This is a genomic window from Xanthomonas sp. AM6, from assembly GCF_025665335.1.
Lineage (GTDB): Bacteria > Pseudomonadota > Gammaproteobacteria > Xanthomonadales > Xanthomonadaceae > Xanthomonas_A.
The window spans coordinates 2,296,987-2,323,035 of sequence record NZ_CP106869.1 but is presented as its reverse complement, the minus strand read 5'-3'; the positions used below and the strand labels follow the sequence as shown (position 1 = coordinate 2,323,035).

The 26,049-nt window shown below is 68.3% G+C and carries 24 protein-coding genes and 1 pseudogene; 4 read left to right on the top strand and 21 right to left on the bottom strand.

What is annotated here, in order from left to right; translation table 11 throughout:
• Positions 1-136: 136 nt before the first annotated feature.
• Positions 137-1,159, bottom strand: a complete 1,023-nt coding sequence (locus tag OCJ37_RS09685) for an NADP-dependent oxidoreductase (RefSeq protein ID WP_263113422.1) — start codon at positions 1,157-1,159, stop codon at positions 137-139.
• Between the two features lie 217 nt (positions 1,160-1,376).
• On the opposite strand from OCJ37_RS09685, the gene OCJ37_RS09680 reads away from it, so the two are divergent.
• The gene (locus tag OCJ37_RS09680; protein ID WP_263113421.1) at positions 1,377-2,033 is read left to right on the top strand and encodes a TetR/AcrR family transcriptional regulator; all 657 of its coding nucleotides are present in this window, start codon (positions 1,377-1,379) and stop codon (positions 2,031-2,033) included.
• Positions 2,034-2,206: 173 nt separating this feature from the next.
• Here the strand turns inward: OCJ37_RS09680 and OCJ37_RS21040 are convergent.
• The 7 genes and pseudogenes from OCJ37_RS21040 to OCJ37_RS09650 all read right to left on the bottom strand — a co-directional run.
• Positions 2,207-2,260 (bottom strand): annotated as a pseudogene (locus OCJ37_RS21040) (hypothetical protein); the annotation flags it as partial.
• Positions 2,261-2,384: 124 nt separating this feature from the next.
• Positions 2,385-4,520, bottom strand: coding sequence for a prolyl oligopeptidase family serine peptidase (locus OCJ37_RS09675; RefSeq protein ID WP_263113420.1), 2,136 nt, complete (start codon positions 4,518-4,520; stop codon positions 2,385-2,387).
• A 32-nt stretch (positions 4,521-4,552) separates the two neighbouring features.
• Positions 4,553-4,864, bottom strand: a complete 312-nt coding sequence (locus OCJ37_RS09670) for a hypothetical protein (RefSeq protein ID WP_263113419.1) — start codon at positions 4,862-4,864, stop codon at positions 4,553-4,555.
• Between the two features lie 130 nt (positions 4,865-4,994).
• The gene (locus tag OCJ37_RS09665) at positions 4,995-6,314 is read right to left on the bottom strand and encodes a sensor histidine kinase (RefSeq protein WP_263113418.1); all 1,320 of its coding nucleotides are present in this window, start codon (positions 6,312-6,314) and stop codon (positions 4,995-4,997) included.
• Positions 6,311-6,985 carry a response regulator gene (locus tag OCJ37_RS09660; protein WP_263113417.1) on the bottom strand — a complete coding sequence of 225 codons (675 nt, stop codon included), beginning with the start codon at positions 6,983-6,985 and terminating at the stop codon, positions 6,311-6,313. Before OCJ37_RS09660 ends, OCJ37_RS09665 begins: the two co-directional genes overlap by 4 nt.
• Before the next feature lie 414 nt (positions 6,986-7,399).
• Positions 7,400-8,182 carry an SDR family oxidoreductase gene (locus OCJ37_RS09655; protein WP_263113416.1) on the bottom strand — a complete coding sequence of 261 codons (783 nt, stop codon included), beginning with the start codon at positions 8,180-8,182 and terminating at the stop codon, positions 7,400-7,402.
• The gene (locus tag OCJ37_RS09650) at positions 8,179-8,505 is read right to left on the bottom strand and encodes a nuclear transport factor 2 family protein (protein WP_263113415.1); all 327 of its coding nucleotides are present in this window, start codon (positions 8,503-8,505) and stop codon (positions 8,179-8,181) included. Before OCJ37_RS09650 ends, OCJ37_RS09655 begins: the two co-directional genes overlap by 4 nt.
• Positions 8,506-8,607: 102 nt before the next feature.
• Between OCJ37_RS09650 and OCJ37_RS09645 the strand changes: the two genes are divergently transcribed.
• Positions 8,608-9,519 (top strand): LysR family transcriptional regulator, encoded by a 912-nt coding sequence (locus OCJ37_RS09645; protein WP_263113414.1) that lies wholly within the window; start codon positions 8,608-8,610, stop codon positions 9,517-9,519.
• 250 nt (positions 9,520-9,769) lie between these two features.
• Here the strand turns inward: OCJ37_RS09645 and guaA are convergent, their stop codons facing one another.
• The 4 genes from guaA to folD form a co-directional block, all read right to left on the bottom strand.
• Positions 9,770-11,335, bottom strand: coding sequence for a glutamine-hydrolyzing GMP synthase (gene guaA / locus OCJ37_RS09640; RefSeq protein ID WP_263113413.1), 1,566 nt, complete (start codon positions 11,333-11,335; stop codon positions 9,770-9,772).
• Positions 11,319-11,675 (bottom strand): hypothetical protein, encoded by a 357-nt coding sequence (locus OCJ37_RS09635; RefSeq protein ID WP_263113412.1) that lies wholly within the window; start codon positions 11,673-11,675, stop codon positions 11,319-11,321. Before OCJ37_RS09635 ends, guaA begins: the two co-directional genes overlap by 17 nt.
• Positions 11,676-11,681: 6 nt before the next feature.
• Complete coding sequence (gene guaB, locus OCJ37_RS09630) at positions 11,682-13,139, bottom strand: IMP dehydrogenase (protein WP_263113411.1); 1,458 nt, start codon at positions 13,137-13,139, stop codon at positions 11,682-11,684.
• A 266-nt stretch (positions 13,140-13,405) separates the two neighbouring features.
• Positions 13,406-14,311, bottom strand: a complete 906-nt coding sequence (gene folD, locus OCJ37_RS09625; protein ID WP_263113410.1) for a bifunctional methylenetetrahydrofolate dehydrogenase/methenyltetrahydrofolate cyclohydrolase FolD — start codon at positions 14,309-14,311, stop codon at positions 13,406-13,408.
• Positions 14,312-14,362: 51 nt separating this feature from the next.
• Between folD and OCJ37_RS09620 the strand changes: the two genes are divergently transcribed.
• Complete coding sequence (locus tag OCJ37_RS09620) at positions 14,363-14,659, top strand: DUF1244 domain-containing protein (RefSeq protein ID WP_263113409.1); 297 nt, start codon at positions 14,363-14,365, stop codon at positions 14,657-14,659.
• Positions 14,660-15,433 (top strand): alpha/beta hydrolase, encoded by a 774-nt coding sequence (locus tag OCJ37_RS09615; RefSeq protein ID WP_263113408.1) that lies wholly within the window; start codon positions 14,660-14,662, stop codon positions 15,431-15,433.
• A gap of 117 nt (positions 15,434-15,550) precedes the next feature.
• Here OCJ37_RS09615 and OCJ37_RS09610 read toward each other — a convergent pair whose 3' ends face one another.
• The 9 genes from OCJ37_RS09610 to OCJ37_RS09570 form a co-directional block, all read right to left on the bottom strand.
• A complete protein-coding gene (locus OCJ37_RS09610) occupies positions 15,551-17,401 on the bottom strand; it encodes a monovalent cation:proton antiporter-2 (CPA2) family protein (protein WP_263113407.1) in 1,851 nt (616 codons plus the stop codon).
• A 394-nt stretch (positions 17,402-17,795) separates the two neighbouring features.
• Positions 17,796-18,935, bottom strand: a complete 1,140-nt coding sequence (moeB, locus tag OCJ37_RS09605; protein WP_263113406.1) for a molybdopterin-synthase adenylyltransferase MoeB — start codon at positions 18,933-18,935, stop codon at positions 17,796-17,798.
• A 143-nt stretch (positions 18,936-19,078) separates the two neighbouring features.
• Complete coding sequence (glp, locus tag OCJ37_RS09600) at positions 19,079-20,296, bottom strand: molybdopterin molybdotransferase MoeA (protein ID WP_263113405.1); 1,218 nt, start codon at positions 20,294-20,296, stop codon at positions 19,079-19,081.
• A complete protein-coding gene (locus OCJ37_RS09595) occupies positions 20,293-20,898 on the bottom strand; it encodes a molybdenum cofactor guanylyltransferase (RefSeq protein ID WP_263113404.1) in 606 nt (201 codons plus the stop codon). Before OCJ37_RS09595 ends, glp begins: the two co-directional genes overlap by 4 nt.
• 3 nt (positions 20,899-20,901) lie before the next feature.
• Positions 20,902-22,299, bottom strand: a complete 1,398-nt coding sequence (gene der, locus OCJ37_RS09590; RefSeq protein WP_263113403.1) for a ribosome biogenesis GTPase Der — start codon at positions 22,297-22,299, stop codon at positions 20,902-20,904.
• Positions 22,300-22,314: 15 nt separating this feature from the next.
• Positions 22,315-23,673: an outer membrane protein assembly factor BamB gene (bamB, locus tag OCJ37_RS09585; RefSeq protein ID WP_263113642.1), complete on the bottom strand. Its 1,359-nt coding sequence runs from the start codon at positions 23,671-23,673 to the stop codon at positions 22,315-22,317.
• A complete protein-coding gene (locus tag OCJ37_RS09580) occupies positions 23,670-24,308 on the bottom strand; it encodes a YfgM family protein (RefSeq protein ID WP_263113402.1) in 639 nt (212 codons plus the stop codon). The genes bamB and OCJ37_RS09580 overlap by 4 nt, the downstream gene beginning before the upstream one ends.
• 64 nt (positions 24,309-24,372) lie before the next feature.
• A complete protein-coding gene (locus tag OCJ37_RS09575; protein WP_263113401.1) occupies positions 24,373-25,260 on the bottom strand; it encodes a helix-turn-helix domain-containing protein in 888 nt (295 codons plus the stop codon).
• Positions 25,257-26,048 carry a tetratricopeptide repeat protein gene (locus OCJ37_RS09570; RefSeq protein ID WP_263113641.1) on the bottom strand — a complete coding sequence of 264 codons (792 nt, stop codon included), beginning with the start codon at positions 26,046-26,048 and terminating at the stop codon, positions 25,257-25,259. The genes OCJ37_RS09575 and OCJ37_RS09570 overlap by 4 nt, the downstream gene beginning before the upstream one ends.
• Position 26,049 lies beyond the last annotated feature (1 nt).

The following is a 26,049-nucleotide window of genomic DNA, read 5'->3' as shown; positions in this document are numbered from 1 at the left end:
CTGGGCACCGCGACCGGAGGCACCGGCGCCATGCCGGCCGGCGAACCGGCAAGACAAAGGCATGGCCGCGCCGCCAAGCGCCTCGGGCTGCCCATCTTGCGCGATGGCGATCCACGATCCGATCGCGTGAATCGCCTCAACCGATCTTCACGATCAGCTTCCCGCCGCTGTGGCGGCCGTCGAACAGTTTCAGGAAGGTGTCCGGGATCGCCTCGAAGCCCTCGACGAACTCTTCGGCGTACTTGATCCGGCCCTGCTCGACCAAGGGCGCCACCTCGGCCAGGAAGTCGGGGTACTTGTCGAGATGGTCGGGAATCGAGAACGCCTTGATGTCCACGTAGCGATAGTGGATCAGGGTGATCAGCCGCGGCAGGTAATTGGTTCCCTGCGGAAGATCGGCGTGGCTGTAGTCGGAGATCGTGCCGCAGACGACCATCTTCGCGTGCGGGTTGAAGTGCTCCATCAGCACCGGGAAGATCGGGCCGCCGACGTTCTCGTAGAACATGTCGATGCCGTCGGGCAGCGCGCGCTCGAGCTGGTCCGCGAAGTCGCCGGCCTTGTAGTCGACCGCCGCGTCCAGGCCGAGTTCGTCACGCAGATAGGCCACCTTGGCCGCCCCGCCGGCGATGCCGACGACGCGATGCCCGCGCAGTTTCGCCAGCTGCGCCGCCATCGAGCCGACCGAGCCGGCCGCGCCGGTCACCACGAAGGTGCCGCCGGGCTTGAGCGAATGGACCTTGGTCGCGCCGAACCAGGCGGTCAGGCCGGTATGGCCCAGCACCCCGAGCGCGGTGGACACCGGCGCTGCCGCAGGATCGAGCTTGCGCAGGTCGGACCCGTCCGACACCGCGTACTGCTGCCAGCCCGACCAGGTCTGCACATGGTCGCCGACCCGGAAAGCCGGGTTCCTGCTCTCCTCCACCACCGCGACCGTCGGCCCCTGCATCACGTCGCCGACCTCGAGCGCGGGCCACTCGGACGAGCCGTTGCCCATCAGGTTGCGCTGGTAGGGATCGATCGAGACCAGCGTGTTGCGGAACAGCACCTCGCCGTCCTTGGGCGACGGCAGCGCGCGTTCGACGAACGCGAAATCGCGCAACGTGGGATCGCCATTGGGTCGGGCTGCGATGAGGATCTGGCGGTTCGTGTTGCTTGTCATGTCGTTTTCCTTTGCGGGAGAGCGTCGAGTTCGGCCCGGGCAGCGAGCGGTGCCTGGACCGCCCGTCTGTGGCCTGACTTATGTATCGATTGATCGATACATAAGTCAGGCGCAGCCAGATGCGAGTGACTTGGACTGCGAACATATTTATGAATCGATCGATTCATAAATAGTAGAAGCGTTGCCACCCACCGTCAATAGGTTTATATAGCGTCTGATGCAAAATTCCGGACCCACACCGCCAGCCACGGGAACGGCCAAGCGCCGCCCGCGCGGCCGCCCTCGCGCATTCGACCGCGAGACCGCCCTCCTGCAGGCCACCCACCTGTTCTGGACCAAGGGTTACGAGGCCACGTCGATTGCCGACCTGACCGCGGCGATGGGCATCGGCTCGCCCAGCCTGTACGCGGCCTTCGGCTCGAAGGAGGCGCTCTATGCCGAGGCCGTGCAGCATTATCGCGCCCGCTACGAGGCGCTGGCGTGGCGAAATTTCCTTGCCGCCGGCACCGCCCGCGAGGCGGTGGAGTCGCTGCTGCGGGATTCGGCCGCGGCCCTCACCGGGTGCCTGGCCGACATCCCGCGCGGCTGCATGGTCACGCTCTCCTCGGTCGGCAGCGAAGGCCATGCGGAGCTCGGCGAACTGGTGAAATCGGCACGGACCGTGACCCTCGACCGGCTCACGGCATGCCTGCGCCGCGGCATCGCCGAGGGCGAGATTCCGGCCGCGACCGACGTGCACGCCCTCGCCCGCTTCGTGCAGACCGTGCAGAGCGGCATGTCGATCCTGGCCCGCGACGGTGCCAGCCGCGCCGAGCTGGAGGCCGTGGCCGAAGTGGCGATGCTGGGCTGGGATGCGCGCACCGGCGGCCGCTGAACCATTCGCGTACGGATTGCATCTTGACGCCTTCGACGATGAAAGGCGGAGTCAGAACCGGACGGCGACAGGCTTGCCGGTGCAGGAAATGCGCTTCCTGGCCGGCGCCGGCTGGGCAGCAAGCGATAGCGCAACTGCGTGCTCTTGAGCAGCGAGGCATGGACCGCCGGGTCCGTCGACTTGAACCGGCACGGCTCGCGCTCGACGTTGGCGCCGTGGATGCGCATGATCGGATCGAACGCGGAGAACTGCAGTCTCCGACCCAGTGTTCCAAGACGCATCCTGAGGCGTCAGGTATGCGCGAAAGCAACGCACAGACCGCGGCTGGGACATTCTGCCTCTCGCTCGGTCTCATCCCCCTGCTTTGAGGCCCGTCCAACGGGCGGCGAAAGCCAGCATGTCGGCCGCTTCTTCGATCACCTTGGTGGTCGGCTTGCCCGTGCCATGGCCCGCTCGGGCATCGACCCGCAGCAGCCGCGGGCGGGAGCCCAGATCCGCAGCTTGCAGTGCAGCGGCATATTTAAAACTGTGCGCCGGCACGACGCGATTGTCCGCGTCGGCCGTGGTCACCAGGATCGCGGGATACGGCTTGCCTGCCCTGACATTATGATAGGGCGAATAGGACAGCAGGTTGCGGAAATCGGCCTCGCGCTCGCTGTTGCCGTACTCGCCAAGCCACAAGGCGCCGCCGGTGAACCTGCCGAAACGCAGCATGTCCATGACGCCGACACTCGGCAGTGCCGCCGCAAACAGGTCGGGACGCTGGTTGACGACCGCGCCGACCATCAATCCGCCCGCCGAGTCACCATAGATTGCGACACCGTCCGGCGGCGCCATCTTGCTCGCGTGCAGATACTCGGCCGCGCCGATCATGTCGTCGAAACCGTTCTGCTTGTTCAAGCCTCGCCCTGCCGCATGCCACGCCGCGCCATATTCGCCGCCGCCGCGCATGTTGACGAACGCGACAGCGCCGCCCTGCAGCATCCACGGAGTCAGCATGGCGGAATAACCCGGCGGCATGCTGATCGCGAAGCCGCCATAGCCGGTCAGGAGGGTCGGAACCGGGCCGGACGTGCCTTTCCGCCGCGCGATGAACATCGGCACGCGCGTCCCGTCCTTCGATCGGAAGAAACGCTGTTCGACAACGATCGACGTCAGGTCGGCGCCGATCTCCGGCGTTACCCATGCACCCGATCGTCCGCTCGCAACATCGTAACGATAGACCGTATTGGGCTGGTTGAAGCTGGCGTAGACGAAGAACGCTTCGCGGTCCTCCGGTTCGCCGAAGACAGCGCTCACGCTGCCGATGCCGGGCAGATTCACCACGCCGTCGGCGCTGCCATCAAGCCTGAAGCGGCGGATCTCCGATTTGGCGTCGACAAGGTAGGTCGCGAGGAGCCGGCCCCCGGACAGATACGCGCCGGTCAAGATAGCGTCTTGCTGCGGCAGCAGGTCCGTAAAGACCGGCCTCGACGCGTCGAGATCCACGCTCACGATCTTCGATCGTTCGGCGCCCGTGTCGGTCATCAGCAGGAGCCTCGTGCCGACATTGCCGATGACCGACCACCGATCCTGCGCGTTCTGGATCAATGGGCGGGGCGATCGGCCGCGACGCTCCAGGTCGACCACCGACACGTCGGCATGCACCAAGTCGTCGCTCGAATAGATGATCGCGTAACGGCCGTCGGCGGTGAGGCCGGCGGAGTTGATCCGCCCAGGCTTCGATGGCGTCGCGAAGAACAGCGTGTCGTCCGCCTGTGGCGTACCGATCCGATGGAAATAGATGGCGTGATCGACAAGACCTGCATCGTCGGCGACGCCGCGCCTGGGTTCGGGATATCGGGAATAATAGAACCCCGATCCGTCATTCGCCCATGCGATCTGCGTGAACCGTGCCCACTGCACGACGTCACTCGCCGCCTTGCCAGTCGCCACGTCGAGGACGCGGATCGTGCGCCAGTCGCTTCCACCGTCCTGCACGGCATAGGCCACACGCGTCCCGTCTCGTGATGCTCTCCATTCCGCAAACGCGACGGTGCCGTCCTTCGACCATGTCGCGGGATCGATCAGAATACGCTCGGCGCCCGTCCCGTCGCGCGTGACCAGCACGGGTTGGTTCTGATTGCCCGCTTTGCGCGTGAAGAAGTAGCGGCCCCCGCTCTTCTGCGGAACGCCAAGGCGCTCATAGTCATAGGTCGAGGCGAGCGATCGGCGGAAGACGTCCCGGCCGGGAAGGCCGGAAAGATAGCGTGTCGTCAGGCGTCGCTGCGCGTCGACCCACGCTGCGACGTTCTTGTCGGTGCGGGGATCCCCTTCCAACCAGCGATAAGGGTCGGGAACAGAGACGCCGAACTGGGTTTGGACCACCGTATCGCGCTTTGTTTCCGGGTAGTCGATCTGCATGTCGCCCGGGTCGGATGCGGCTTCTTTCGCCGTGCTCACGCCGTCGAAGCAAGCCGTCTGCGTACCCGCCAACACGGCGAACACGCAGATTGCCTTCCCGAAACGCCGCCAGGACATCATTGGCACCACTGCGGACGATCCCCACGTTCGCGCGCGCGTTCGGCTTCGCGGTTGCAGCGCATCCTGCGGACTGTCTCCACATTGTTCCGCGCGGCTTCCGCGTTGTTCCGCTGCTGCTCGGAAGCGTTGAGCAACGCGTCGTCGCGGCGGCGCTGCTGTTCAATCATGCATCTCGTGTACTCCCTGCCGTGAACCGCACCGAAACGCTCGCAGGTTCTGCTGTCTTCCCGGTGAGCTTCGCGACCCCAATCGATCGCGGATGCACTGCCCACGATGCCGGCAGTGCTCACGAGCGCGGCGAGTGCCATCAAGGCAGGTCGATACCGACTGATAGGATTTTTTCTTGTCATTTCCTTGCACTCCTTTTGGCGCCGTCATCGGCGACACCGCCAGGAAAGCAGGGCAAGATTGCGGGAACATGGGCTCGAGCGCAGAACGTCAGCGCAAAGCAAACTCGGCACGCACGATCGTGCCGCCGCCAGGCGCGTTCAGGATCGAAACCCGCCCGTCGTGCCTTTCAATGATCTGCTGCACCAAGTTGAGGCCGAGTCCGCTCCCTGTCGAACGTGGTCGCAGGCGATGGAATGGCTCGAATACGCGCTCACGCTCCTCTGGAGGTATACCCGGACCGTCGTCCTCCACCTCGAAGCCCGATTCCAGTACGCGCAGAACGACATGATGCCCGCCGTGCTCGATGGCATTCTGGACGAGATTCGTCATCACCCGCTCGATCGCACCCGCATCACCGCGAAGCGATGGCATGCCTTCGATCTGCACCTCGATCGTGCGCTCTGATGCGATCAACAGCGGCGCCAGATCCGCTGCCACGCGACGGGCGAGCGCCCCGAGGTCGACGCTTTCGCCGCTCCTGTCGGCATCCAATCGTTGAATATCGAGCATCTGCTCGGCGAGATTGCTCAGTCGTGCCACATCGCCACTCAGCTTGCGCGTGGCCGGTTCAATTGCGGTGTCCACTTTCAAGCGCAGGATGGCGATGGGCGTGCGTAGCTCGTGCGCGGCGGAGGCGATGAAACGCCGCTGCCGCTCATAGCCCTCGTCAAGCCTCCGCAGGGCGTCGTTCACGGCTCGCACCAGCGGTGCGATCTCAATTGGCACATGCGCCTCGCTCAGCCTGCGCCCACGCCGGTTCGCATCGATCTGCTCGGCCTCCTGGGCGATCTTGGATACGCCGGCGAGCGCTTGCCGAACGATCCACGGCGTCACCAGCAGCGAGATCAGCGCCAGTGCGAGGAAGATAGGGACGACGATAAAATTGGACGCGAGAAGAACGACGAGACTGACGCCGGTCAGCTTGCCATGTCCCAGAATCGTCAGGGTTCCGGCCGGAGCGACCTCTCGCCGGATCACGGCCGACAGGCGGTAAGGCGGAGACCGATCGCGCAGGTGCGCGTAGGATAGATTACGTAGCCGCCCGAGAAGCGATGCATATTGCGACGGGATGCTGCCCGACGCCACGGTTCGGCCGGAATCGTCCTCGGCCACAAACCAGAGATCGGGAGATTTCTCGCGAAGCTCGGCCAGTTCTGGCGTCTCGCGAACCGAGAGATTCCCGTTCTGATCACGGACGATCGCGCGTGCGATCACCGGCGTAATTGCCTCGTCGGTGTAGAGGCCGCCGCTGTCCGTGCGAAGCGCCAAGGCCATGAAGAATGTGCACGCGATGAGCAATGTCGCGAGCTGGAAGATCAGCGGCTTGACGATCAGCGGGCGCTTCAGCGAAGGCGGACCTCGCTTCATGACAGATCTTTCAACAGGTAGCCAACGCCCTTGATCGCGTGGATCTCGACCTGCGCACCCGCTTCGGCGAGCTTGCGGCGAAGACGCGAGATGTGGGAGTCCAGCGTGTTCGACTGCACCTCATCGTCGAAACCGTAGACCGCCTGCTCGATAGACTCTCTCAGTACCGTTCTGCCGCGACGCTTCACGAGCGCCGTCAGAACGCGCAGCTCTCGGCGGGTAAGATCAAGCCTGGCACCTCCGACGCTCGCCTCGTCATTGGTAACGTCGAACACGAGCGCGCCAACATGGATTTCCTCGCTCCCCAACTCTGCGGGACGCCGTCGTACGGCGCGGATGCGGGCAAACATCTCGTCTATGTCGAACGGCTTGATGAGATAGTCGTCAGCGCCTCGGTCGAGACCAGCAATACGGTCGATCACTTCGCCGCGCGCGCTCAACACAATGACCGGAAGACCCGGGTGTGTGTCACGCAACATTGGCAAGAGCGACAGCCCATCCCCATCCGGCAGCGTGCGATCGAGCAGCACCAGGTCATAAGACCCCGACATGGCGGCTTCCTGCGCCATCGATATGCGGTCCGCCTGATCGACAATGAAGCGCTCTCGCTCAAGCGCAATTCGCAGCGTGTTCGCGAATTCCGCCTCGTCCTCAACAATCAAAACTCTCACGATTGCACCTCAGATCGACATGTCGCGTCGGGGCCCGATGCCGTAGGTATGTTCGCCCTCGATGATGTAGGGATGCGAGGAGCGACGGCCATGGCGGCTCCATCGTCAATCACCCTCTAGGATAGCGCAGGCGAGTACCACGGTCTTCTGCAAGCCTCGCCCTGCCGGGTGGCTTCGGCGCTACCGCCCTCTCCCATCGAGACCACGATCCAAGCCACGAAGGCCCCAACGCGTACCGGGTCAACGTCTCTGCACCGACTGCTTCGAACCTGCGCCGCCACGCGCTAGCCGGCGCCGGGCTGGCCAACGCCTGCGCGTCGACCATCCGCGTCAAGCCGCTCAACATCGCTGCAACCATCGTGCGAATGATCCAGGCGAAGGGTTCGCCGTCGTTCAGTCGGTTGCGGCAAGTGGCTACACAGTGGGAACTGTACCGCCGTCGATCCGGTACTCGGACCCCGCGATCGAAGCGGATCGCGGGGACGCCAGGAAAGCGATCAAATCGGCAACCTCCTGTGGCTTGGCGGGTCGGCCCACCGGGATTCCTCCCAGCCAATCCATGATGATTTTCTTGCCGCCCTCGTAGTCCGTTCCGGCGTCTGCAGCCATCCGCTGCGCAAACGCCACGGACGCCTCGGTCTCGATCCAGCCCGGCGCAACGCTCAGCACGCGGACTCCCTTCGGCGTCACCTCTCTTGCCAGCGACTTGCTGTATGTCGTGAGGGCTCCCTTTGCCGCGGCGTAGGCGGTCGTGGACTCGGGCAGAGGCAGCACGCGCTGGATGGAGCTGACGTGGATGATGACGCCGGAGCCCTGAGCCAGCATCGCTGGCAGCAGTGCACGATCCAGCCGCACGGCAGGCATCAGGTTCAGGCTCAACTCGGCGAACCAGTGCTCATCGGTGATCGCAGCGAAACCGCCACCGGGAGTGTTCGAACCGCCGAGTACGTTGATCAGGATGTCGACGCCGCCCCAATCCTGCAGGATGGTCTGAGCAAGGTGACCCGTCCCTTCCGCCGTCGATAGATCGGCAGCGATATAGTTGACGCCCTTCACCGGCTCCGCAGGCATGGTGCGCGCGGATGTCGCCACCCGAGCGCCGGCCTCCGCCAGGGTTTTCACGACGGCAGCGCCAAGGCCCAGCGTGCCGCCGGTGACCAATGCCCGCAAGCCTTTCAGGTGCAGGTCGAAGCTCATGCCGTGATCTCCAGCGATGCGATCAGGCCGCGCTCCAGGCGAAACCGGTAGGACAGAACGATCGGGCTGCCAGGGAAGTTGCCGGTGACGTTGGCGCGGACGAGTTGGACGCCGTCCTCCCGCTCAATGGCGAACGGCACGCTCGTCGCGCTGTACTTGGCCGATGCCTCGGCCATGAAGGCCTTGATGGCGTCGGCGCCCGTATAGGTGTGGCCGTCGTCCTTCATGACGGCTTGCGCCGTGAAGCAGTGCGCCAAGGCTTCAGGGTTTTGTTCGGCCGCGAAGTACGCGGCAATTGGCTCAGGAAGGGTCAAGGCGTTCATGTTGTTCGCTCCATGGAGTCGGTGAAGGCCTCAGCATGCGCGCCGACATGAAGTTGGTGAATGCCTTAGAATCTTGATGGGTTGTGAAGCAGACGATACATAATGCGTGGATCCGACTTCGCTGAGCTGAAGGCCTTCGTGGCCGTCGTGGAGCGCCAGAGCTTTGCCCGAGCCGCAGAGCACCTGGGCCTGTCGCCCTCGGCGCTCAGCCAGACCATCCGCCAGCTCGAAGGCCGCATCGGCGCACGTCTTCTGAATCGCACGACTCGAAGCGTCGCGCCATCGGCAAGTGGCGAACTGCTGTACAGGCGCATAGCGCCGCTGTTTCGGGAGATGGCTTCTGCAGTCGCCGAAGCCAGTGAGGCGACAGGACAGATGAGCGGCACGTTGCGCATCAACACGCTGGGGATCGCAGCGAGAGCCATCATCGCGCCCCGGCTATCACGCTTCCATCAGGCACACCCTGACGTGATTCTCGACATCGTGGTCGACGACGCGCTTGCCGATATCGTCGTTGGCCGCTTCGATGCGGGCATCCGCGTGGGTGGGCAACTCGAGAAGGACATGGTTGCCGTCCGCCTCACCCCGGACCTGAACATGGTGGCCGTGGCCTCCCCGGACTACCTCGCGCGCCGAGGAACACCCAAGTCACCTGCCGAACTGCATGACCATGCATGCATCAACTGGCGGCTCCAGATGGACGGAAGGCACTATCGCTGGGAGTTCGAGAAACGAGGGCAACGGCTCGACGTGGCGGTGGACGGCCCCGTCGTCACCAATCATGCCGACATCGGCATTGCCGCTGCGCTGAACGGGCTCGGCATTGCCTATCACTTTGAGCTGGACAGCGTGGGCGAGCTCCTGGCCCAGGGACGGCTGGTCCAAGTCCTGGCGGACTGGTCGGTTTCGCGCCCGGGGCTGTTCCTCTACTACCCGAACAGGCAGCATCGACCCGCCCTCCTCGGTGCGTTCATCGACTGTCTATTGGATCGAAAACCGTTCGATCGGCCCTAGGCTCTGGAAAGGGGTTGCAGAGGGACGACGTGTCACGCTTGCCCTGTGTATGGACTCGCCATGCGGATGGCGAAGGCATCGGCCTGCTTCACGATGTCGCCGACGGGTACCGCCGCGGCTGGACACCGAGCGCCTCCACCTTGTTGCAGAGGGCGCCCAGGTCATCAGCGGTGATTTTCGTAGAGCCGCCTATTCTGGAAGGCCGGCAGCATGTCCCGATCGGCGATGCGCATGCGCATGGCCGGGTCGATCACTCCCACTCGATCGTCGCCGGCGGCTTGCCGGAGATGTCGTAGACCACGCGCGAGACGCCGCGCAGTTCGTTGATGATGCGGTTGGACACCGTGCCGAGGAAGTCGTACGGCAGGTGCGCCCAGTGCGCGGTCATGAAGTCGATGGTCTCCACCGCGCGCAGCGCGATCACCCACTCGTAGGCGCGCGCGTCGCCGACCACGCCCACCGACTTCACCGGCAGGAACACCGCGAACGCCTGGCTGGTCTTGTCGTACAGGTCGGCCTTGCGCAGCTCTTCGATGAAGATCGCATCGGCCTTGGCCAGCAGCTCGGCGTACTCGCGCTTCACTTCGCCGAGAATGCGCACGCCCAGGCCGGGACCGGGGAACGGGTGGCGGTAGACCATCGTGCGCGGCAGGCCCAATTCCACGCCCAGGCGCCGCACTTCGTCCTTGAACAGCTCGCGCAACGGCTCGACCAGGCCCAGCTTCATGTGCTCGGGCAGGCCGCCGACGTTGTGGTGGCTCTTGATCACGTGCGCCTTGCCGGTCTTGCTGCCGGCCGATTCGATCACGTCCGGATAGATCGTGCCCTGCGCCAGCCACTTGGCGTTGGCCAGCTTGTTGGATTCCTCGTCGAAGATCTCCACGAACAGGTTGCCGATGATCTTGCGCTTGGCCTCCGGATCGCTGACGCCGGCCAATGCGCTGAAGTAGCGCTCGGCCGCGTTGACCCGGATCACCTTGACGCCCATGTGCTCGGCGAACATCGCCATCACCTGGTCGCCCTCCTGCCAGCGCAGCAGGCCGGTGTCGACGAACACGCAGGTCAGCTTGTCGCCGATCGCCTTGTGCAGCAGCGCGGCGACCACCGACGAATCCACGCCGCCGGACAGGCCCAGGATCACCTCGTCGTCGCCGACCTGCGCGCGCACCCGCGCGATCTGGTCGTCGATGATGTTGGCCGCGGTCCACAGGGTCTCGCAGCCGCAGACGTCGACCACGAAGCGCCGCAGCAGGGTCTGTCCCTGCAGCGTGTGGGTCACTTCCGGATGGAACTGCACGCCGTACCAGCGCTTGGCCTCGTTGGCCATCGCCGCGACCGGGATGCGGTCGGTGACGGCGGTGATGGTGAAGCCGGGCGGCACCTTGGAGACATGGTCGCCGTGGCTCATCCACACGTTCAGGCGCGCGGCGCCGGGATGGTCGCTGAGGCCGGAGAACAGCGCATCGGGCGCGACCACGTCCACTTCGGCATGGCCGAATTCGCGCTGGTCGGCCGCTTCGGTGGCGCCGCCCAGCTGCGCGGCCAGGGTCTGCATGCCGTAGCAGATGCCGAACACCGGCAGGCCGCTGTCGAACACTTCCTGCGGCGCGACCGGCGCACCCGGCAGCGTGGTCGACTCGGGGCCGCCGGACAGGATGATGCCCTTGGCGCCGAAGCCGGCGATCTCGGCCGGGTCGTGGTCCCAGGCCCAGATCTCGCAATAGACCCCCAGCTCGCGGATGCGCCGCGCGATCAGCTGCGTGTACTGCGCGCCGAAATCGAGGATCAGGATCTTGTCGTTATGCAGGTCGGACATGGTTACTCGCAGTGCGAAGGCGGCGCGCCCGGCGCCACTCCAGAAACAAGGAAAGCAGCGGCGCGCAGAGCGCCCCCGGCCACAACAGATTGGTGCCCATGACGAAAAACAGCGCATAGACGGCGATCGCCAGCGTCGTGGCGATCGCGATGCGCGTGGCCGCGCGCTGGAAGCGGGCGGCTGCGCCGATCCCCAGCACCGCCGGGGACAGCGCGACCAACAGATACATCAAGCCGAAGAACGTCGCGCCGTACAGTCCCGGCGACACCGCGTACGCCCCGATCGCCAATGCGGTCAGGAGCGCGATCAACGCAAGATAGGCCAGCGCCGCCCTGAACACGGCAGATCAGCCCATCCGATAGTTCGGCGGTTCCTTGGTGATCTGTACGTCGTGGACGTGGCTTTCGCGCTGGCCGGCACCGGTGATGGTGACGAACTTGGGCTTGGTGCGCATTTCCTCGATCGTCGCGCAGCCCACGTAGCCCATCGTGGCGCGCAGGCCGCCGACCAGCTGGTGGATGATGCCGCTGAGCGGGCCACGGTACGGCACGCGGCCTTCGATGCCTTCCGGCACCAGCTTGTCGGCGTCGGAGGCGTCCTGGAAGTAGCGGTCCTTGCTGCCCTTCTCCATCGCGCCCAGGCTGCCCATGCCGCGGTAGCTCTTGTAGCTGCGGCCCTGGAACAGCTCGACCTCGCCCGGGGCTTCCTCGGTGCCGGCGAACAGGCCGCCGACCATCACCGTGGAGGCGCCGGCGACCAGCGCCTTGCCGATGTCGCCCGAATAGCGGATGCCGCCGTCGGCGATCAGCGGGATGCGGTCCTGCAGCGCCTCGGCGACCATGTCCACCGCGGTGATCTGCGGCACACCGACGCCGGCGACCACGCGCGTGGTGCAGATCGAGCCCGGGCCCACGCCGACCTTGACCGCGTCGGCGCCGGCGTCCATCAACGCCAGCGCGGCATCGCCGGTGACGATGTTGCCGCCGATCACCTGCAGCTGCGGGTAGTTCTTCTTGACCCAGGCCACGCGGTCGATCACGCCCTGCGAGTGGCCGTGCGCGGTGTCGACGATGACCACGTCCACGCCCGCCGCGGCGAGCAGCTCGATGCGCTGCTCGGTGTCGCCGCCGACGCCCACCGCCGCGCCGACCAGCAGGCGCGTGGAGGCGTCCTTGGCGGCGTTGGGGTTGTCGGTCTTCTTCTGGATGTCCTTGACCGTGATCAGGCCGCGCAGCTCGAAGCTGTCGTTGACCACCAGGATCTTCTCGATGCGGTGGCGGTGCAGCAGCTGCAGCACTTCCTCGTCGCTGGCGCCTTCGCGCACGGTGACCAGGCGGTCCTTCTTGGTCATGATGTGGCGGACCGGATCGTCGAGCTTCTTCTCGAAGCGCATGTCGCGGCTGGTGACGATGCCGACCAGCTCGCTGCCGTCGACCACCGGCACGCCGGAGATGTTGCGCGCGCGGGTCAGTTTCAGCACTTCGCCGATGGTGGTTTCCGGGCCGACGGTGAACGGCTCGGTGATCACGCCGGCTTCGAACTTCTTGACCTTGGCCACTTCGGCGGCCTGCTGCGCCGGGGTCAGGTTCTTGTGGATGATGCCGATGCCGCCGAGCTGGGCCATGGCCACCGCCAGGCGGTGCTCGGTCACCGTGTCCATCGCCGCCGACAGGATCGGCAATTTCAGGCGCAGGTCGCGGGTCAGCCGGGTTTCCAGGCTGACGTCCTTCGGCAGGACGATCGAGTGGGCGGGGACGAGCGAAACGTCGTCGTAGGTAAGAGCTTCAGCCTGGATGCGCAGCATCGGCGGACCCGAATGTGGGGAAGCGCGGCATTTTAACGCATTTGGGGCTGGGATTGGGGATTCGGATTTGGGATTCGCAACGGCGGCGCCTTGCGCAGCCGGACCGTTTGCGTGTCTGTCAGCAGGCCGATCTCGATGGCCGGCCGGTTCGCGTTGCGAACCGGATGAGCCCACGCGCTTTTGCTGTTGCCTTTAACGAATCCCGAATCCCGACTCCCAAATCCCGTCCACTGCCTTCAGCGAATCCCGAATCCCGAATCCCGGCTTTACACAGCCGAATGGCTGGTCATCCCGGCCGCATCGGCGGCCTCGATGGTGTTCTGCATCAGCGTGGCCACGGTCATCGGCCCCACCCCGCCCGGGACCGGGGTGATCCAGCTGGCGCGCTGCGCGGCCGCGTCGAAGCCGACGTCACCGACCAGGCGGCCATCGTCCAGGCGGTTGATGCCGACGTCGATCACCACCGCGCCGGGCTTGACCCACTCGCCGGGGATCAGGCCCGGGCGGCCCACCGCCACCACCAGGATGTCGGCGTCGCGCACCCGCGCCTGCAGCACGTCGGCCGGGGTGAACTTGTGGCAGCAGCTGACCGTGCAGCCGGCGATCAGCAGTTCCAGCGCCATCGGCCGGCCGACGTGGTTGCTGACCCCGACGATGGTCGCGTTGCGGCCGCGCACCGGCTGGTCGGTATGCCCGAGCAGGGTCACGATGCCGCGCGGCGTGCACGGGCGCAGGCCGAATTCGCGCAGCGCTAGGTGGCCGACGTTCTCCGGATGGAAGCCGTCCACATCCTTGCGCGGATCGATGCGGTGGATCAGCCGGCTGGCGTCCGGGATGCCCGGCAGCGGCAGCTGCACCAGGATGCCGTGCACCTTGGGATCGGCATTGAGGCGGTCGATCAGCGCCAGCAGCTCGGCTTCGCTGGTGCCGGCCGGCAGGTCGTGGTCGAACGCCTCGATGCCGACCTTTTCCGCCGCGCGGCGCTTGTTGCGCACGTACACCGTGGAGGCCGGATCGCCGCCGACCAGCACCACCGCCAGGCCCGGCCGCGGCTGCCCGGCGGCCAGCCGCGCGTCGACCCGCGCCTTGAGCTGGTCGAGCAGCGCGTCGGCGATGCGCCGCCCGTCGAGGATGCGGGCCGGAACGGGGGAGACGGGCGCGGAGTCGGTCATCAGGGCGAGCGGGTGTAGAGTCTGGGGGAGCCCATTGTCCCCGATTCCGCCATGACCGACACCACCCGCATCGAGGCCGCCGCGTTCCGCCGCCTGCTGCAGCACCTCAACCACGACCGCAGCGACGTGCAGAACATCGACCTGATGATCCTGGCCGGCTTCTGCCGCAACTGCCTGGCCGACTGGTACCGCGAGGCCGCCGCCGCCGAAGGCCAGACGCTGAGCAAGGAGCAGGCGCGCGAACGCGTCTACGGCATGCCGTTCGCCGAGTGGAAGGCGCAGTTCCAGGCCGAAGCCACGCCCGAGCAGCTGGCCGCCTTCGCCGACGCGCAGCGCCGGCACGGCTAGATGCTGCGCCACCTGGGCATCGTCGCGGCGATCGCCGTCGCCGCCTACCTGGTCGTCTGCGCCCTGCTCTACCTCGGCCAGCGCGAACTGCTGTATTTCCCGCAGGCGACCCGGGTGGCGCCGGCGCAGACCGACTTCGTCCTGCAGCGCAGCCCCGCCCTGTCGCTGCGCGGCTGGCGGGTCAATCCGGGCCGCGACAAGGTGTTGCTGTATTTCGGCGGCAATGCCGAAGACCTGCGCCAGGCCCGCGCGCAGTTGGGTCCCCTGCTGCCGGACTACAGCGTGTACCTGCTGGCCTATCGCGGCTATGGCGCCAGCGACGGCGCGCCGAACGAGGCCGCGCTGGTCGGCGATGCGCTGGCCCTGTACGACCACGTGCGCAGCGCCCAGCCGCAGGCCGAGATCGCCGTGCTCGGCCGCAGCCTGGGCAGCGGCGTGGCCAGCCAGCTGGCGGCGCGGCGGCCGCTGGCGCGGCTGGTGCTGGTCACCCCGTTCGACAGCCTGGCCTCGGCGGCGCAGGCGCATTACCCATGGGCGCCGGTGCGCTGGCTGCTGCGCGACCGCTACGACTCGGCCAGCGCGCTGCGCGCCTATCGCGGCCAACTGCTGGTGCTGCGCGCCGGGCGCGACCAGGTGGTGCCGGCGTCGAGTACGCAGCGGCTGCTCGATTCCCTGGCGCAAGCGCCCACCGTGGTCGCACTGCCGCGCGCCGGGCACGACGACATCAGCGCCGATCCGCGCTATGCGCAGGCGTTGCGGGGGTTCTTGCGCTGACGCTTCAACTCGGACATTCGCAGTCCGCAGACACTGTAGGCGCGGCTTCAGCCGCGACCGGGCGCTACCGGTGATGCCCGGTCGCGGCTGAAGCCGCTCCTACAGGGCGGCGGTGCCTTAGTCGTCACGACGCTCGTCCGCCGCCTCCGCCGCCGGCACCGCTTCCGGATTGAGCGTGCGGCTCTCGCGCCGCGGCGGCGTGAACGGCGTCGGCCTGGGCACCGCCGGGGTGATGTTGCCGTACATCAGGCCGCTGCCGGCGCGCACGTCGCCGGCGGCGATCTCCAGCTCCAGGCGCTCGGCGTCGCGGCGGCGGATCTCGCGGGCGATGCCCGCGGCCTCGTCCTCGGCCATGCCCAGTTCGATCAGCGCGGCCTGGCCGAATTCCACCGCCGACTCGAAGGTCTCGCGGATCTGGTAGTCCACCCCGGCGGCGATCAGCTTCAGCGAATGCTCGCGGTCGTACGAGCGCACCAGCAGCTTGGCGTGCGGGAATTCCTGCGTGGCCAGCTCGACGATGCGGTTGGCCGCCTCGCGGTTGTCGATGCACACCGCGATCGCGCGCACGCTGTGCGCGCCGGAGGCGTGCAGCACGTCCAGCCGGGTGCCGTCGCCGTAGTAGATCTTGAAGCCGAACTCGGCCGCGCTCTGGATCATCTCGATGTCGTTGTCGATGATGGTCACGTCCACGTCGCGCGCCAGCAGCGACTGGCTGGCGACCTGGCCGAAGCGGCCGAAGCCGATGATCAGCACGCTGCCGGTGAGCCCGTCGGCGGCCTCCACGCCGTCCAGCGACGGCGCCTCCACCGGCGCCCAGCGCCGGTACAGCAGCACGAACAGCGGGGTCAGCGCCATCGACAGCACCACGATCGCGGTCAGGTTGGCGTTGACCTGCGCATCGATGACCCCGGCCGCGCCGGCCGCGGCGAACAGCACGAACGCGAACTCGCCGCCCTGCGCCATCAGCACGCCGCGGTCCAGCGCCTGCGCGTGGCCGCTGCCGGTGACGCGCGCGACCAGGTAGATGCAGGCGGCCTTGGCCGCCATGAAGGCGAGCACGCCGCTGAGGATCAGCGTCCAGTTCGCCGCCACCACCGCCAGGTTCAGCGCCATGCCCACGCCGAGGAAGAACAGCCCGAGCAGGATGCCGCGGAACGGCTCGATGTCCGCTTCGATCTGGTGGCGGAAGGTGGACTCGGACAGCAGCACCCCGGCCAGGAACGCGCCCATCGCCATCGACAGCCCGCCGAGCTGCATCAGCAGCGCCGCGCCCAGCACCACCAGCAGCGCCGCGGCGGTCATCACTTCGCGCGCCTTGGCCGCGGCCAGCAGCCGGAACAGCGGGTTCAGCAGCCAGCGCCCGGCCACCAGCAGGCCGACGATCGCCGCCGCGCCGATGCCGATGCCGATCCAGCGCGAGGGCGCATCGATCGCGGTCGGCACCGGCGCCATCCACGCCACCACCGCCAGCAACGGCACGATCAGCAGGTCCTCGAACAGCAGGATCGCGACGATCTTCTGCCCGGCCGGCAGCGCGATGTCGCCGCGCTCGCCGAGCAATTGCATCACCACCGCGGTGGAGGTGAGCACGAACCCGGACGCGGCGATGAAGGCGACCGGCAGCGGCATCCCCAGGCCCAGCCCGACCCCGGTCAGCACCGCGGCGCAGACCACGATCTGCAGCGTGCCCAGGCCGAAGATCTGCTTGCGCAGGCTCCACAGGTGCGAGGGCCGCATCTCCAGCCCGATGACGAACAGGAACATCACCACGCCCAGTTCGGCCACGTGCAGGATCGCCTGCGGATCGGCGAACCAGCCAAAGCCGAACGGCCCGATCGCCAGGCCCGCGGCGAGATAGCCGAGCACCGAGCCCAGCCCCAGGCGGCGGAACACCGGCACCGCCACCACGGCGGCGCCGAGCAGCGCCACCACCTTGATCAATTCACTGCTGTCGACTGCGTTGGTCATGCGCCGATTCTACGCACAAGGCCGGGACCGCCCCAGCCCAGGCACGTGCAACATGGCGAGGCGGCGTGGCGGCCAAAGCGATCGCCGCCGCTCTGCAAGCGAGCGCATTGCCTGTGGGAGGGACTTCAGTCCCGATGCATTGCGGCAGGACGTTGAGAGATCTATCGCTCATCCTGGCCGGAGGGAACCAAGAAGCCATCGCCGCCGAGCGCGAGATGCCGTGCAGGCGCGGACGAGGGTATGGACGAAGCCTCGCGCACTCAAACACAGCGAGACGCTTTCGCGCCATACCCTCACCCCCTTTCCCGAGGGGAGAGGGCTTGTTGCTTCATGACGTTTGCGCGGCGGCTGACCGCAACTGCGTGTTGCGCGGGGTCGCAGCTCGACGTCACGCTCAGGTTTCCGCCCCACAGAACTGCGCGTAATCGATGTAGCCGGGGAACGCCAGCCCCGGCGCGCACAGCGGGCACTGCGGGTCGGCGGCCAGGCGGGTTTCGCGGAAGCGCATCGCCAGCGCGTCGAAGTACAGCAGGCGCCCGCGCAGCGGCTCGCCGATGCCCAGCAGCAGCTTCAGCACCTCGTTGGCCTGCAGCAGGCCGACGATGCCGGGCAGCACGCCGAGCACGCCGGCCTCGGCGCAGCTGGGCGCGAACTCCGGCGGCGGCGGCTCGGGGAACAGGCAGCGGTAGCACGGCGCCTGGCCACGATGGCGGCCGGCGTCGAACACGCTGACCTGGCCCTCGAAGCGCTGCACCGCGCCGTACACCAGCGGCTTGCCCAGCTTCACGCAGGCGTCGTTGAGCAGGTAGCGCGCCGGGAAATTGTCCGAGCCGTCGAGTACCACGTCCACGTCCTGCAGCAGGCGCTCGACATTGGCCGCGGTCACCCGCTCGCGCACCGCCTCCACCGCCACCCCGGGATTCAGCGCGCCCAGCGCCGCGGCGGCCGAAGCCACCTTGGGCTGCCCGACCCGCGCCTCGGTGTGCAGGATCTGCCGTTGCAGGTTGCTGCGATCGACCACGTCGTCGTCGGCGATGCGCAGCTGGCCGACCCCGGCCGCGGCCAGGTAGAAGCCGGCCGGCGAACCCAGCCCGCCGGCGCCGACCAGCAGCACGCGCGCGCCCTGCAGCCGGCGCTGGCCCTCGATCCCGACCTCGGGCAGGCGCAGGTGGCGCGAATAGCGCTCGAAGAACTCCTGCTGCTCCGGCGCCAGCGCCGGCCGCTGCAGCGGCAATCCGTCGCGCTGCCACTGCGTGGTGCCGCCCAGCACCGAAGCCACCGCGGAATAACCCGCCTGCTGCAGGAACAGCGCCGCCTCGTGCGAGCGCCTGCCGCTCTGGCAGATCAGGATCACCTCGGCGTCGGTCGCGCCCAGATGCGCGGCCGGCGCGTCCTGCAGCTGCGCGCGCGCAACGCCGAGCGCGCCCTCGGCCATGCCGGATGCACGCTCGTGTTCCTCGCGCACGTCGATCAGCCGCGCACCCCGGGCGATGCGCGCATGGGCCTGCTGCGGGGTCAGCTCTCGGATGCTCATGGGCGCATTATCGGCGCAAACCGGTGGCGCGTCCCGCCGCCATCGAACCGAAGCGGCAGGCACTCAATACGCGCAAGCGGCGCGACGTGGTGGCCGGCGCCCGGCGTGACGCACACACCCGCCCGGCGACGCATGCACGCGGCTCAGTACGCGAACACCTCGACCACCTCGCCGGCGTCGAAGCGGCGCGCGCCCTCGTCCAGGCGCAGCAGCACGTCGCTGTCGGCCGCGCCGCGCAGCCGGTGCGAACCGTCGGCGGGGTTCGGTTCCGCCCACAGCTGCCCGTGCGCGTCGCAGCGCATGCGCCCGCGCAGGAACTCCAGGCGGTCGTGGCGCTTGTCCCAGCCCGAGGCCAGCCGCGCGCGCCATTGCGGGCGCGGCTCGGTACGCTGCTGCAGCGCGTCCAGCAACGGCCGCCCGATCGCCAGGAAGGTCGCCAGCACCGACACCGGATTGCCCGGCAGGCCCAGGAACAGGGCGCGGTCCAGCTCGCCGAACAGCAGCGGCATGCCCGGGCGCATGCGCACCTTCCAGAAATGGATGCGGCCGCGCTCGGCCAGCAGCCGCGGCAGGTAGTCCTTCTCGCCGGCGGACACGCCGCCGCAGGTCAGCACCACGTCGAACGCCGAGGCGGCATCGGCGAGCATGCGCTCGATCCGCTGCGGATCGTCCGGCAGCGTCGGCCACGCGGTCGGCTCCAGGCCGAGCAGGCGCAGCTGCGCCATCAGCATGTCGCGGTTGCTGTTGTAGATCTGCCCGGGCCTGAGTGGCATGCCCGGCTCGACCAGCTCGTCGCCGGTGGCGAACACCGCCACGGTCGGCCGCGCCGCCACCGCCAGCTGCGCCACGCCGAGCGCGGCGGCCAGGCCGATCCGCGACGGCGTCAATGCCACGCCGGCCTCGAGCACGCGCTCGCCGGCGCGCACGTCCTCGCCGCGGGCGCGCACGTGCGCGCCGGCGACGAGCGCGGCCGGCACCTGCACCTGGCCGTCGCGCTCGACCACGTTCTCCTTGATCACCACCGTATCGGCGCCCGCCGGCAACGGCGCGCCGGTGGTGATGCGCAGGCATTCGCCGGCGCCGAGCGCCTGCCGCAGGTCCTCGCCGGCGAACTGCTCGCCAGCCAGGCGCAGCAGGCTCGGCGCATCGGCGGCCAGGTCGGCATGGCGCAGCGCGAAGCCGTCCATCGCGCTGTTGGCGAACGGCGGCAGGTCGATCGGCGCGTCCAGCGGTTCGAGCAGGATGCGGCCGTCGGCGCGCGGCAGCGCCAGGCGTTCGGCGGGCAACGGCCGCGACTGGGCGACGGCGGCGACGATGGCCAGCGCCTCGGAATAGGCAATGCGGGTGGGATAGTCGTTCATGGCGCCGGCAGGATACCCGCTGCGTGCAGGTCCTGCGGCGTGTTGAGGTTGCCGAACGTCACCCCGGTCAGGCGCACGCGGGCCATCGCCAACCGCTGCTGCAGGGCGCTCGGCGCGTAGCGCCCGCTGGCCAGCGCCGCCGCCAGCGCAGGCCGCAGCACGGCGACGCGGTACAGCGCCACCAGCGGCTGCACGCCGTCGTCGTCCTCGGCATAGGCACCCTCGCCGGCGCCGCTGGCCGCGATCAGCCTGTCCAGCAGCGTGGGCGGCAAGCGGCACAGGTCCACCGGCAAGGTCAGCAGCCACGGCGTCGCGCAGGCGGCGGCCAATGCATCCAGGCCGGCGATCGGCCCCAGCGAGCGCGCGGCGCCCGGCGGCGCGGCGACCCGGTCGGGCAGCGCCTGCAGCCCGGCGGCGGCATAGCGCGGCCGCATGCGGTTGGCGCTGACCAGCACCGCCGCCACCGACGGCGCCAGCGCCTGCGCCAGGCCCAGCACCAGCGGCTGCCCGTCGCGTTGCAGCCAGGCCTTGTCGCGGCCGCCCAGGCGTTGCGCGCGGCCGCCGGCGAGGATGCCCAGCGTGACCTCGCGCCGCGCGTCCATCGGCTACTTGCCGCGGACGTGCTTCATCAGCCGCCGCTTCTTGGCGATCTGGCGCTCGGTCAGCACGTTCTTCTTGCCTTCGTACGGATTGGCGCCTTCGCGGAACATGAAGCGCACCGGCGTGCCGACCAGCTTGAAGCGCTTGCGGAAGAAGTTTTCCAGGTAGCGCTTGTACGACTCCGGCAGCACCTTCAGGCGGGTGCCATGGACGATGAAGGTCGGCGGGTTGCTGCCGCCCGGATGCACGTAGCGCAGCTTGGAGACGTGGCCGCGGATGCTCGGCGGCGGATTGGTCTCATAGGCCACTTCCAGCGCCTGGTTGACTTCGCTGGTGCTAAATTCGCGGATCGCCGAGGCATGCGCGTTGTGGATCGCGCGGAACAGCTCGCGCAGGCCCGAGCCGTGCTTGGCCGAGATCCGCACCGCTTCGGCCCACGGCACGAAGCCGAGCTTGCGCGACAGCAGCGCCTCGGCCTGCTCGCGCTGGTAGTCGGTGAGCCCGTCCCACTTGTTGACCGCCACCACCAGCGCGCGGCCGGCGTCCAGGATCGCACCGAGCACGCTGGCGTCCTGGTCGGTGACGCCTTCGGTGGCGTCGAGCAGCAGCACCGCGACCTCGCATTGCTCGATCGCCTGCAGCGTCTTGAACACGCTGAACTTCTCCACCGCCTCCTCGACCCGGCCGCGGCGGCGCAGGCCGGCGGTGTCGATCAGCCGGTACAGGCGGTCGTCGCGCTGCAGGTCCACCGCGATCGAGTCGCGGGTGGTGCCCGGCACTTCGGAGGCGATCATCCGTTCCTCGCCGAGCAGGCGGTTGACCAGCGTCGACTTGCCGACGTTGGGACGGCCGACGAAGGCGATGCGCATGCGCTTGGGATCGGTGTCCAGCGTCTCGCCGGCGCCCTCCTCGGGCAGCCGCGACAGCACTTCCTCGAGCAGGTCGTCGATGCCGTGGCGGTGCGCGGCCGAGACCGCGATCGCCTCGCCCAGGCCATAGCGCGCGAACTCGGCGCGGACCTGGTCCTCGTCGGTGCCGTCGATCTTGTTGATCAGCAACAGCGTCGGCCGCGCCAGCTTGCGCAGCCAGGCCAGGATCTCGTCGTCGAGCGAGGACGAACCCTCGCGTCCGTCGACCACGAACAGCACCAGGTCCGCTTCGCCGGCCGCCGCGCGCGCCTGGTCGGCGGTGGCGCCGGCCAGGCCTTCTTCCTCGCCGGAAATGCCGCCGGTGTCGACGATCACGAACGGGGTTTCCGGCTCCAGCCGGCACACGCCGTAGTGGCGATCGCGGGTGACGCCGGGCTGGTCGTGGACCAGCGCGTCGCGGCTGCGCGTGAGCGCGTTGAACAGCGTGGACTTGCCGACATTCGGCCGTCCAACCAGGGCGACCAGCGGCAGCATCGCGAATTCCTTCCCTTATTGACCCAACCGGAACGCGGTCAGGTCGCCTTTCGTGTTCTGGACCAGCAGGATGCCATCGGCCACCACCGGCTGCGCTACCAGCGCCTTGCGTCCCACCCGCTCGCGTGCGGCGATCTCGCCGTTGTCGAGCTTAAGCCAATGCAGATAGCCCTTGTAGTCGCCGACCACGGCGTAATCGCCCTGGATCGCCACCCCGGTCAGCGAGCGCCGCGCCAGCGCGGCCTGCGACCAGGTCGCCGAGCCGGAGGCCTTGTCCAGCGCCCACACCGAACCGGCGTTGTCGGCCACCACCACGCTGCTGGAACTGACGCCGACGCCGCCGGCGCTGCCGTGGTCGCGGGTCCACAGCGGGCGGCCGCTCGGGCCTTCCAGCGCCAGGGTCTGGTTCTTGAAGCTGGTCGCGTACACGGTAGTGCCGTCCAGCACCGGCGCGCCGTCCACGTCGGCCATGCGCTCCAGTTCGGTGCGGCCTTCCGGCACGCCGATGGTCTGCTCCCACAGCACGCGCCCGTCCTGCATCGCCAGCGCCGACAGCGTGCCATCGTCGTTGCCGACGAACAGCACGCCCGGGCCGGCCACCACCGGCGCGTTGCCGCGCACGGTCAGGGTCGGCAGTTCCTGCGTATGGAACCAGCGCTGCTGCCCGTTACTGGCATCGAACGCGGTGACGTGGCCGTCGTTGCTGCGCACGAACACCAGGTTCTGCGCGACCACAGGGGCGGCGATCACTTCGTTGGGCACCTTGGCGCGCCACTTCTCGGTGCCGCTGGCGGCGTCGAGCGCGATCACTTCGCCGTTCAGGCCACCCACCACCACCAGCCCGTCGCCCACGCCGGGACCGCCGGCGAAGCGCGGCAGCGGACGGTTCTTCTCCAGCCGCTTGCGTTCCTTGGCCTGCTGCTTCTCGTTGCGCAGGCGCTGCTTGTAGGCGGCGCGCTCGTCCTTGGACAGGCCCTTGCTCGACTCGCCCTCGACCTGGCTCTCCGGCTGCTCCTGGACCTGCGACAGGCGCTCCTTGCGCGCCTTCTTGGCGTCGTATTCCCACAGCGTCTTGCCGGTCTGCAGGTCCAGCGCATAGACCGAACCGGACGTCGCGGCCAGGTACACCTTGCCGTCGGCCACCGCCGGACGCTGGCGCACGCCGATGCGCTGCTCGCCCTTGCCGGCATCGGTGGACCACAGCTTGGCGACCTTCACCGACGGCTTGAAATCGACCAGCTCGGCCGGCTCGGCGGCCTTCTTGGCGGCCGCGTCCTTGCCCGCGAACCAGCCCTTGACCGTGCTGCAGCCGGACAGCGCCAAACCCAGCAGGGCGACCGTCGCGATGCGCTTGAACATGACTACCTTCATCAGATCGGCTCCGCAGGATTCGGCACGGTGCCGCCCGCATCCATCAATTTCGTTTCAAGCAGTCGCCGTTGTGGCGCCGCCACGTCCAGGGTCGCCAGCGATTTGGCGTACGCATCGCGTGCCGCCTCGCGCTTGCCCTGCGCGATCAGCGCATCGCCGCGGATCTCCAGGCTCTGGTTGTCGTCGGCCGTGGCCAGCAGCTTCAGCGCTTCGTCGCTCTTGCCGGTCTGGATCAGCAGCCGCGCCACGCGCTGGTCGACCAGCCGCTTCAGCTCGCCTTCGGTCTTGAGCCCGCGCAGCGTCGCCAGGGCCTGGTCGTACTTGCCGGCGTCGGCCTGCGCCTTGGCCAGGCGCAACGCGGCCAGTTCGGCGTAGATGTTGGCCGGGCTCTGCTGCAGCGCCGCCATGTCCTTGCTCGCCTTGTCCAGTTGGTTGGCCTGGATGCTCTTGAGCACGGCGTCGTAGCGGGAATTGGCCTGCGCCAGGTCGCTGGAATGCTGCTTGGTCCACCACTGCCAGCCGATGATCGCGCCGATGCCCAGGGCAATGCCGCCGATCAGGCCGGCGCCGTTTTTCCTGAGCCAAGTGCGGACGCGTTCGCTTTGTTCGTGCTCGTCGAGCAGGTCGTCGATCGCCATGCGTACTCTCGCCCCGCCGCAACGACGGGACATGGAATGTTGAGATTGAGGAACCGCGCCGCCGTCACTCGGACGCTGGCACCACGGAACCGTCAGAGGATACCGCAAAGCGGGCCACGTTCGCGCGCTTGTACGGGGTCAGATCCACGGTACTACCGGATTGCTGAACCTGGACCGCCGAGGCATTGCCGAGCACGATGCGGCCCACCTGCCCCGGCGCGTAGTCGCGCGTTTCGCCCGCCTTGAGCAAGGCCTTTTCCAGCGGCGTGCCGTCCGGCGCGATGATCTGCACCCAGCTGTCGCCCTGGAACGACAGGCTCAGGCCGGCCTTCGCCGCCGCGCCGGGAGCGCGTTCCGTTTCGTTCGAGGAACGCGGCAGCGGGGTCAGCGACGCGATGTACGGCGCGGCGCTGGGCGCGGCGCGGTTGGCCGGCGCGGCGGCGGCCGCGTTGGTGGCGCCGGCGGTGGCGGACGCGGCGGGCTGCGCGGCGTCGCCCGGAGCCGTGGGCACCACGTCCAGCGAGGCGGTGCTCGGACCGTCCTCGGCGAAATGGGTACGGGTCGCATACCAGACCGGCACCGCCAGCCCGGCGGTGATCACCACGTACACCAGGCGCCGGGTGGCGCTCTCGAGCATGCGCCGCAGCGGCGGCGTATGCGTGTGGCTGATCAGCTCCACCGGTTGCACCGGTGCCAGGCGCGCGCTTTCCAGCAGCGGCTCCAGGTCCACCCCGAGCAGGCGCGCGTAGCTGCGCAACTGCCCGCGCACGAACACCGGCGCGCCCAGGCGCTGCCACTGTTCCTCTTCCAGGGCACGGACCACGTGCACCGGCATGCGCAAGCGGCTACCGACGTCGTCGATGCTCAGGCCCGCCGCTTCGCGCGCTTCGCGGAGGTGTTGCCCGCAACCTTTGGCGCCGTCGAAAGCGTTCGGATTGGAATCACTGATCACAATGCACTAGCCCCGGGAGTCTTGGTCGCGGCATCGGGAAACTCCTTGCGCAACCGCTGTTGGTAACGGCCGGCGGCAGCCCTGTCGCCCAGCCCTTGTTCAATCTGAATAGCAAGTTGTAACACGGATGCGGTGGCCGGCGCAGCCGACAAACGCCGCTCGGAGAAGGCGCGCGCCTCGAAGAAGCGCGCCTGCGCCGCCTCGTCGCGCGCCATCGCCTCCAGCGCATACGCATTGCCCGGCTCCAGCGCCAGCGCCTTGCGCAGGTCGCGCACGCCGCGTTCGCGCTGGCCGAGTTGCAGCGCGCAGCCGCCGGCATTGGCCAGGGCCGACGCCGGCGTGGCGTAGCCCGGCGCCGCCAGGGCGCGATCGAACCACTGCAGCGATTCGGCGGCGGCGCCGTTCGCGCACAGCCAGGCGCCGTAGTTGTTCAAGGCCTCGCCGCGATCCGGCGCCAGTTCGGCGGCCTTGCGGTAGTGCTCGCCGGCGGCGGCGGCATCGCCGCGGCGGTCGGCGACCACGGCGAGCAAGGTATGCGCCTGCACCGAATCGGGCGCCAGCGCCAAGGCCTTGCGCGCGTAGGTCTCGGCGCCGGCCAGGTCGCCGCCGCTGAGCCGGTTGCCGGCCAGGCCCAGCTGCTCCTGCAGCGCGTAGCGCGCCTTGACCGCGCCGCTGTCGTGGAAATCGTAGTCCTGCGCGACCTGTTCGACGCCGCGCAGCTTGCCCGGCTTGGTGCCGCGCCCGGCGCACGCTGCCAGCGCCAGCAGCGCCACGCCCAACGCCGCGATG

Coding starts and splice junctions, on each gene's coding strand:
- OCJ37_RS09685 (WP_263113422.1), bottom strand. CDS start 1,159: ATGACAAGCAACACGAACCGCCAGATCCTCATCGCAGCCCGACCCAAT.
- OCJ37_RS09680 (WP_263113421.1), top strand. CDS start 1,377: ATGCAAAATTCCGGACCCACACCGCCAGCCACGGGAACGGCCAAGCGC.
- OCJ37_RS09670 (WP_263113419.1), bottom strand. CDS start 4,864: ATGGCACTCGCCGCGCTCGTGAGCACTGCCGGCATCGTGGGCAGTGCA.
- OCJ37_RS09665 (WP_263113418.1), bottom strand. CDS start 6,314: ATGAAGCGAGGTCCGCCTTCGCTGAAGCGCCCGCTGATCGTCAAGCCG.
- OCJ37_RS09655 (WP_263113416.1), bottom strand. CDS start 8,182: ATGAGCTTCGACCTGCACCTGAAAGGCTTGCGGGCATTGGTCACCGGC.
- OCJ37_RS09650 (WP_263113415.1), bottom strand. CDS start 8,505: ATGAACGCCTTGACCCTTCCTGAGCCAATTGCCGCGTACTTCGCGGCC.
- OCJ37_RS09645 (WP_263113414.1), top strand. CDS start 8,608: ATGCGTGGATCCGACTTCGCTGAGCTGAAGGCCTTCGTGGCCGTCGTG.
- guaA (WP_263113413.1), bottom strand. CDS start 11,335: ATGTCCGACCTGCATAACGACAAGATCCTGATCCTCGATTTCGGCGCG.
- guaB (WP_263113411.1), bottom strand. CDS start 13,139: ATGCTGCGCATCCAGGCTGAAGCTCTTACCTACGACGACGTTTCGCTC.
- folD (WP_263113410.1), bottom strand. CDS start 14,311: ATGACCGACTCCGCGCCCGTCTCCCCCGTTCCGGCCCGCATCCTCGAC.
- OCJ37_RS09620 (WP_263113409.1), top strand. CDS start 14,363: ATGACCGACACCACCCGCATCGAGGCCGCCGCGTTCCGCCGCCTGCTG.
- OCJ37_RS09615 (WP_263113408.1), top strand. CDS start 14,660: ATGCTGCGCCACCTGGGCATCGTCGCGGCGATCGCCGTCGCCGCCTAC.
- OCJ37_RS09610 (WP_263113407.1), bottom strand. CDS start 17,401: ATGACCAACGCAGTCGACAGCAGTGAATTGATCAAGGTGGTGGCGCTG.
- moeB (WP_263113406.1), bottom strand. CDS start 18,935: ATGAGCATCCGAGAGCTGACCCCGCAGCAGGCCCATGCGCGCATCGCC.
- glp (WP_263113405.1), bottom strand. CDS start 20,296: ATGAACGACTATCCCACCCGCATTGCCTATTCCGAGGCGCTGGCCATC.
- OCJ37_RS09595 (WP_263113404.1), bottom strand. CDS start 20,898: ATGGACGCGCGGCGCGAGGTCACGCTGGGCATCCTCGCCGGCGGCCGC.
- der (WP_263113403.1), bottom strand. CDS start 22,299: ATGCTGCCGCTGGTCGCCCTGGTTGGACGGCCGAATGTCGGCAAGTCC.
- OCJ37_RS09580 (WP_263113402.1), bottom strand. CDS start 24,308: ATGGCGATCGACGACCTGCTCGACGAGCACGAACAAAGCGAACGCGTC.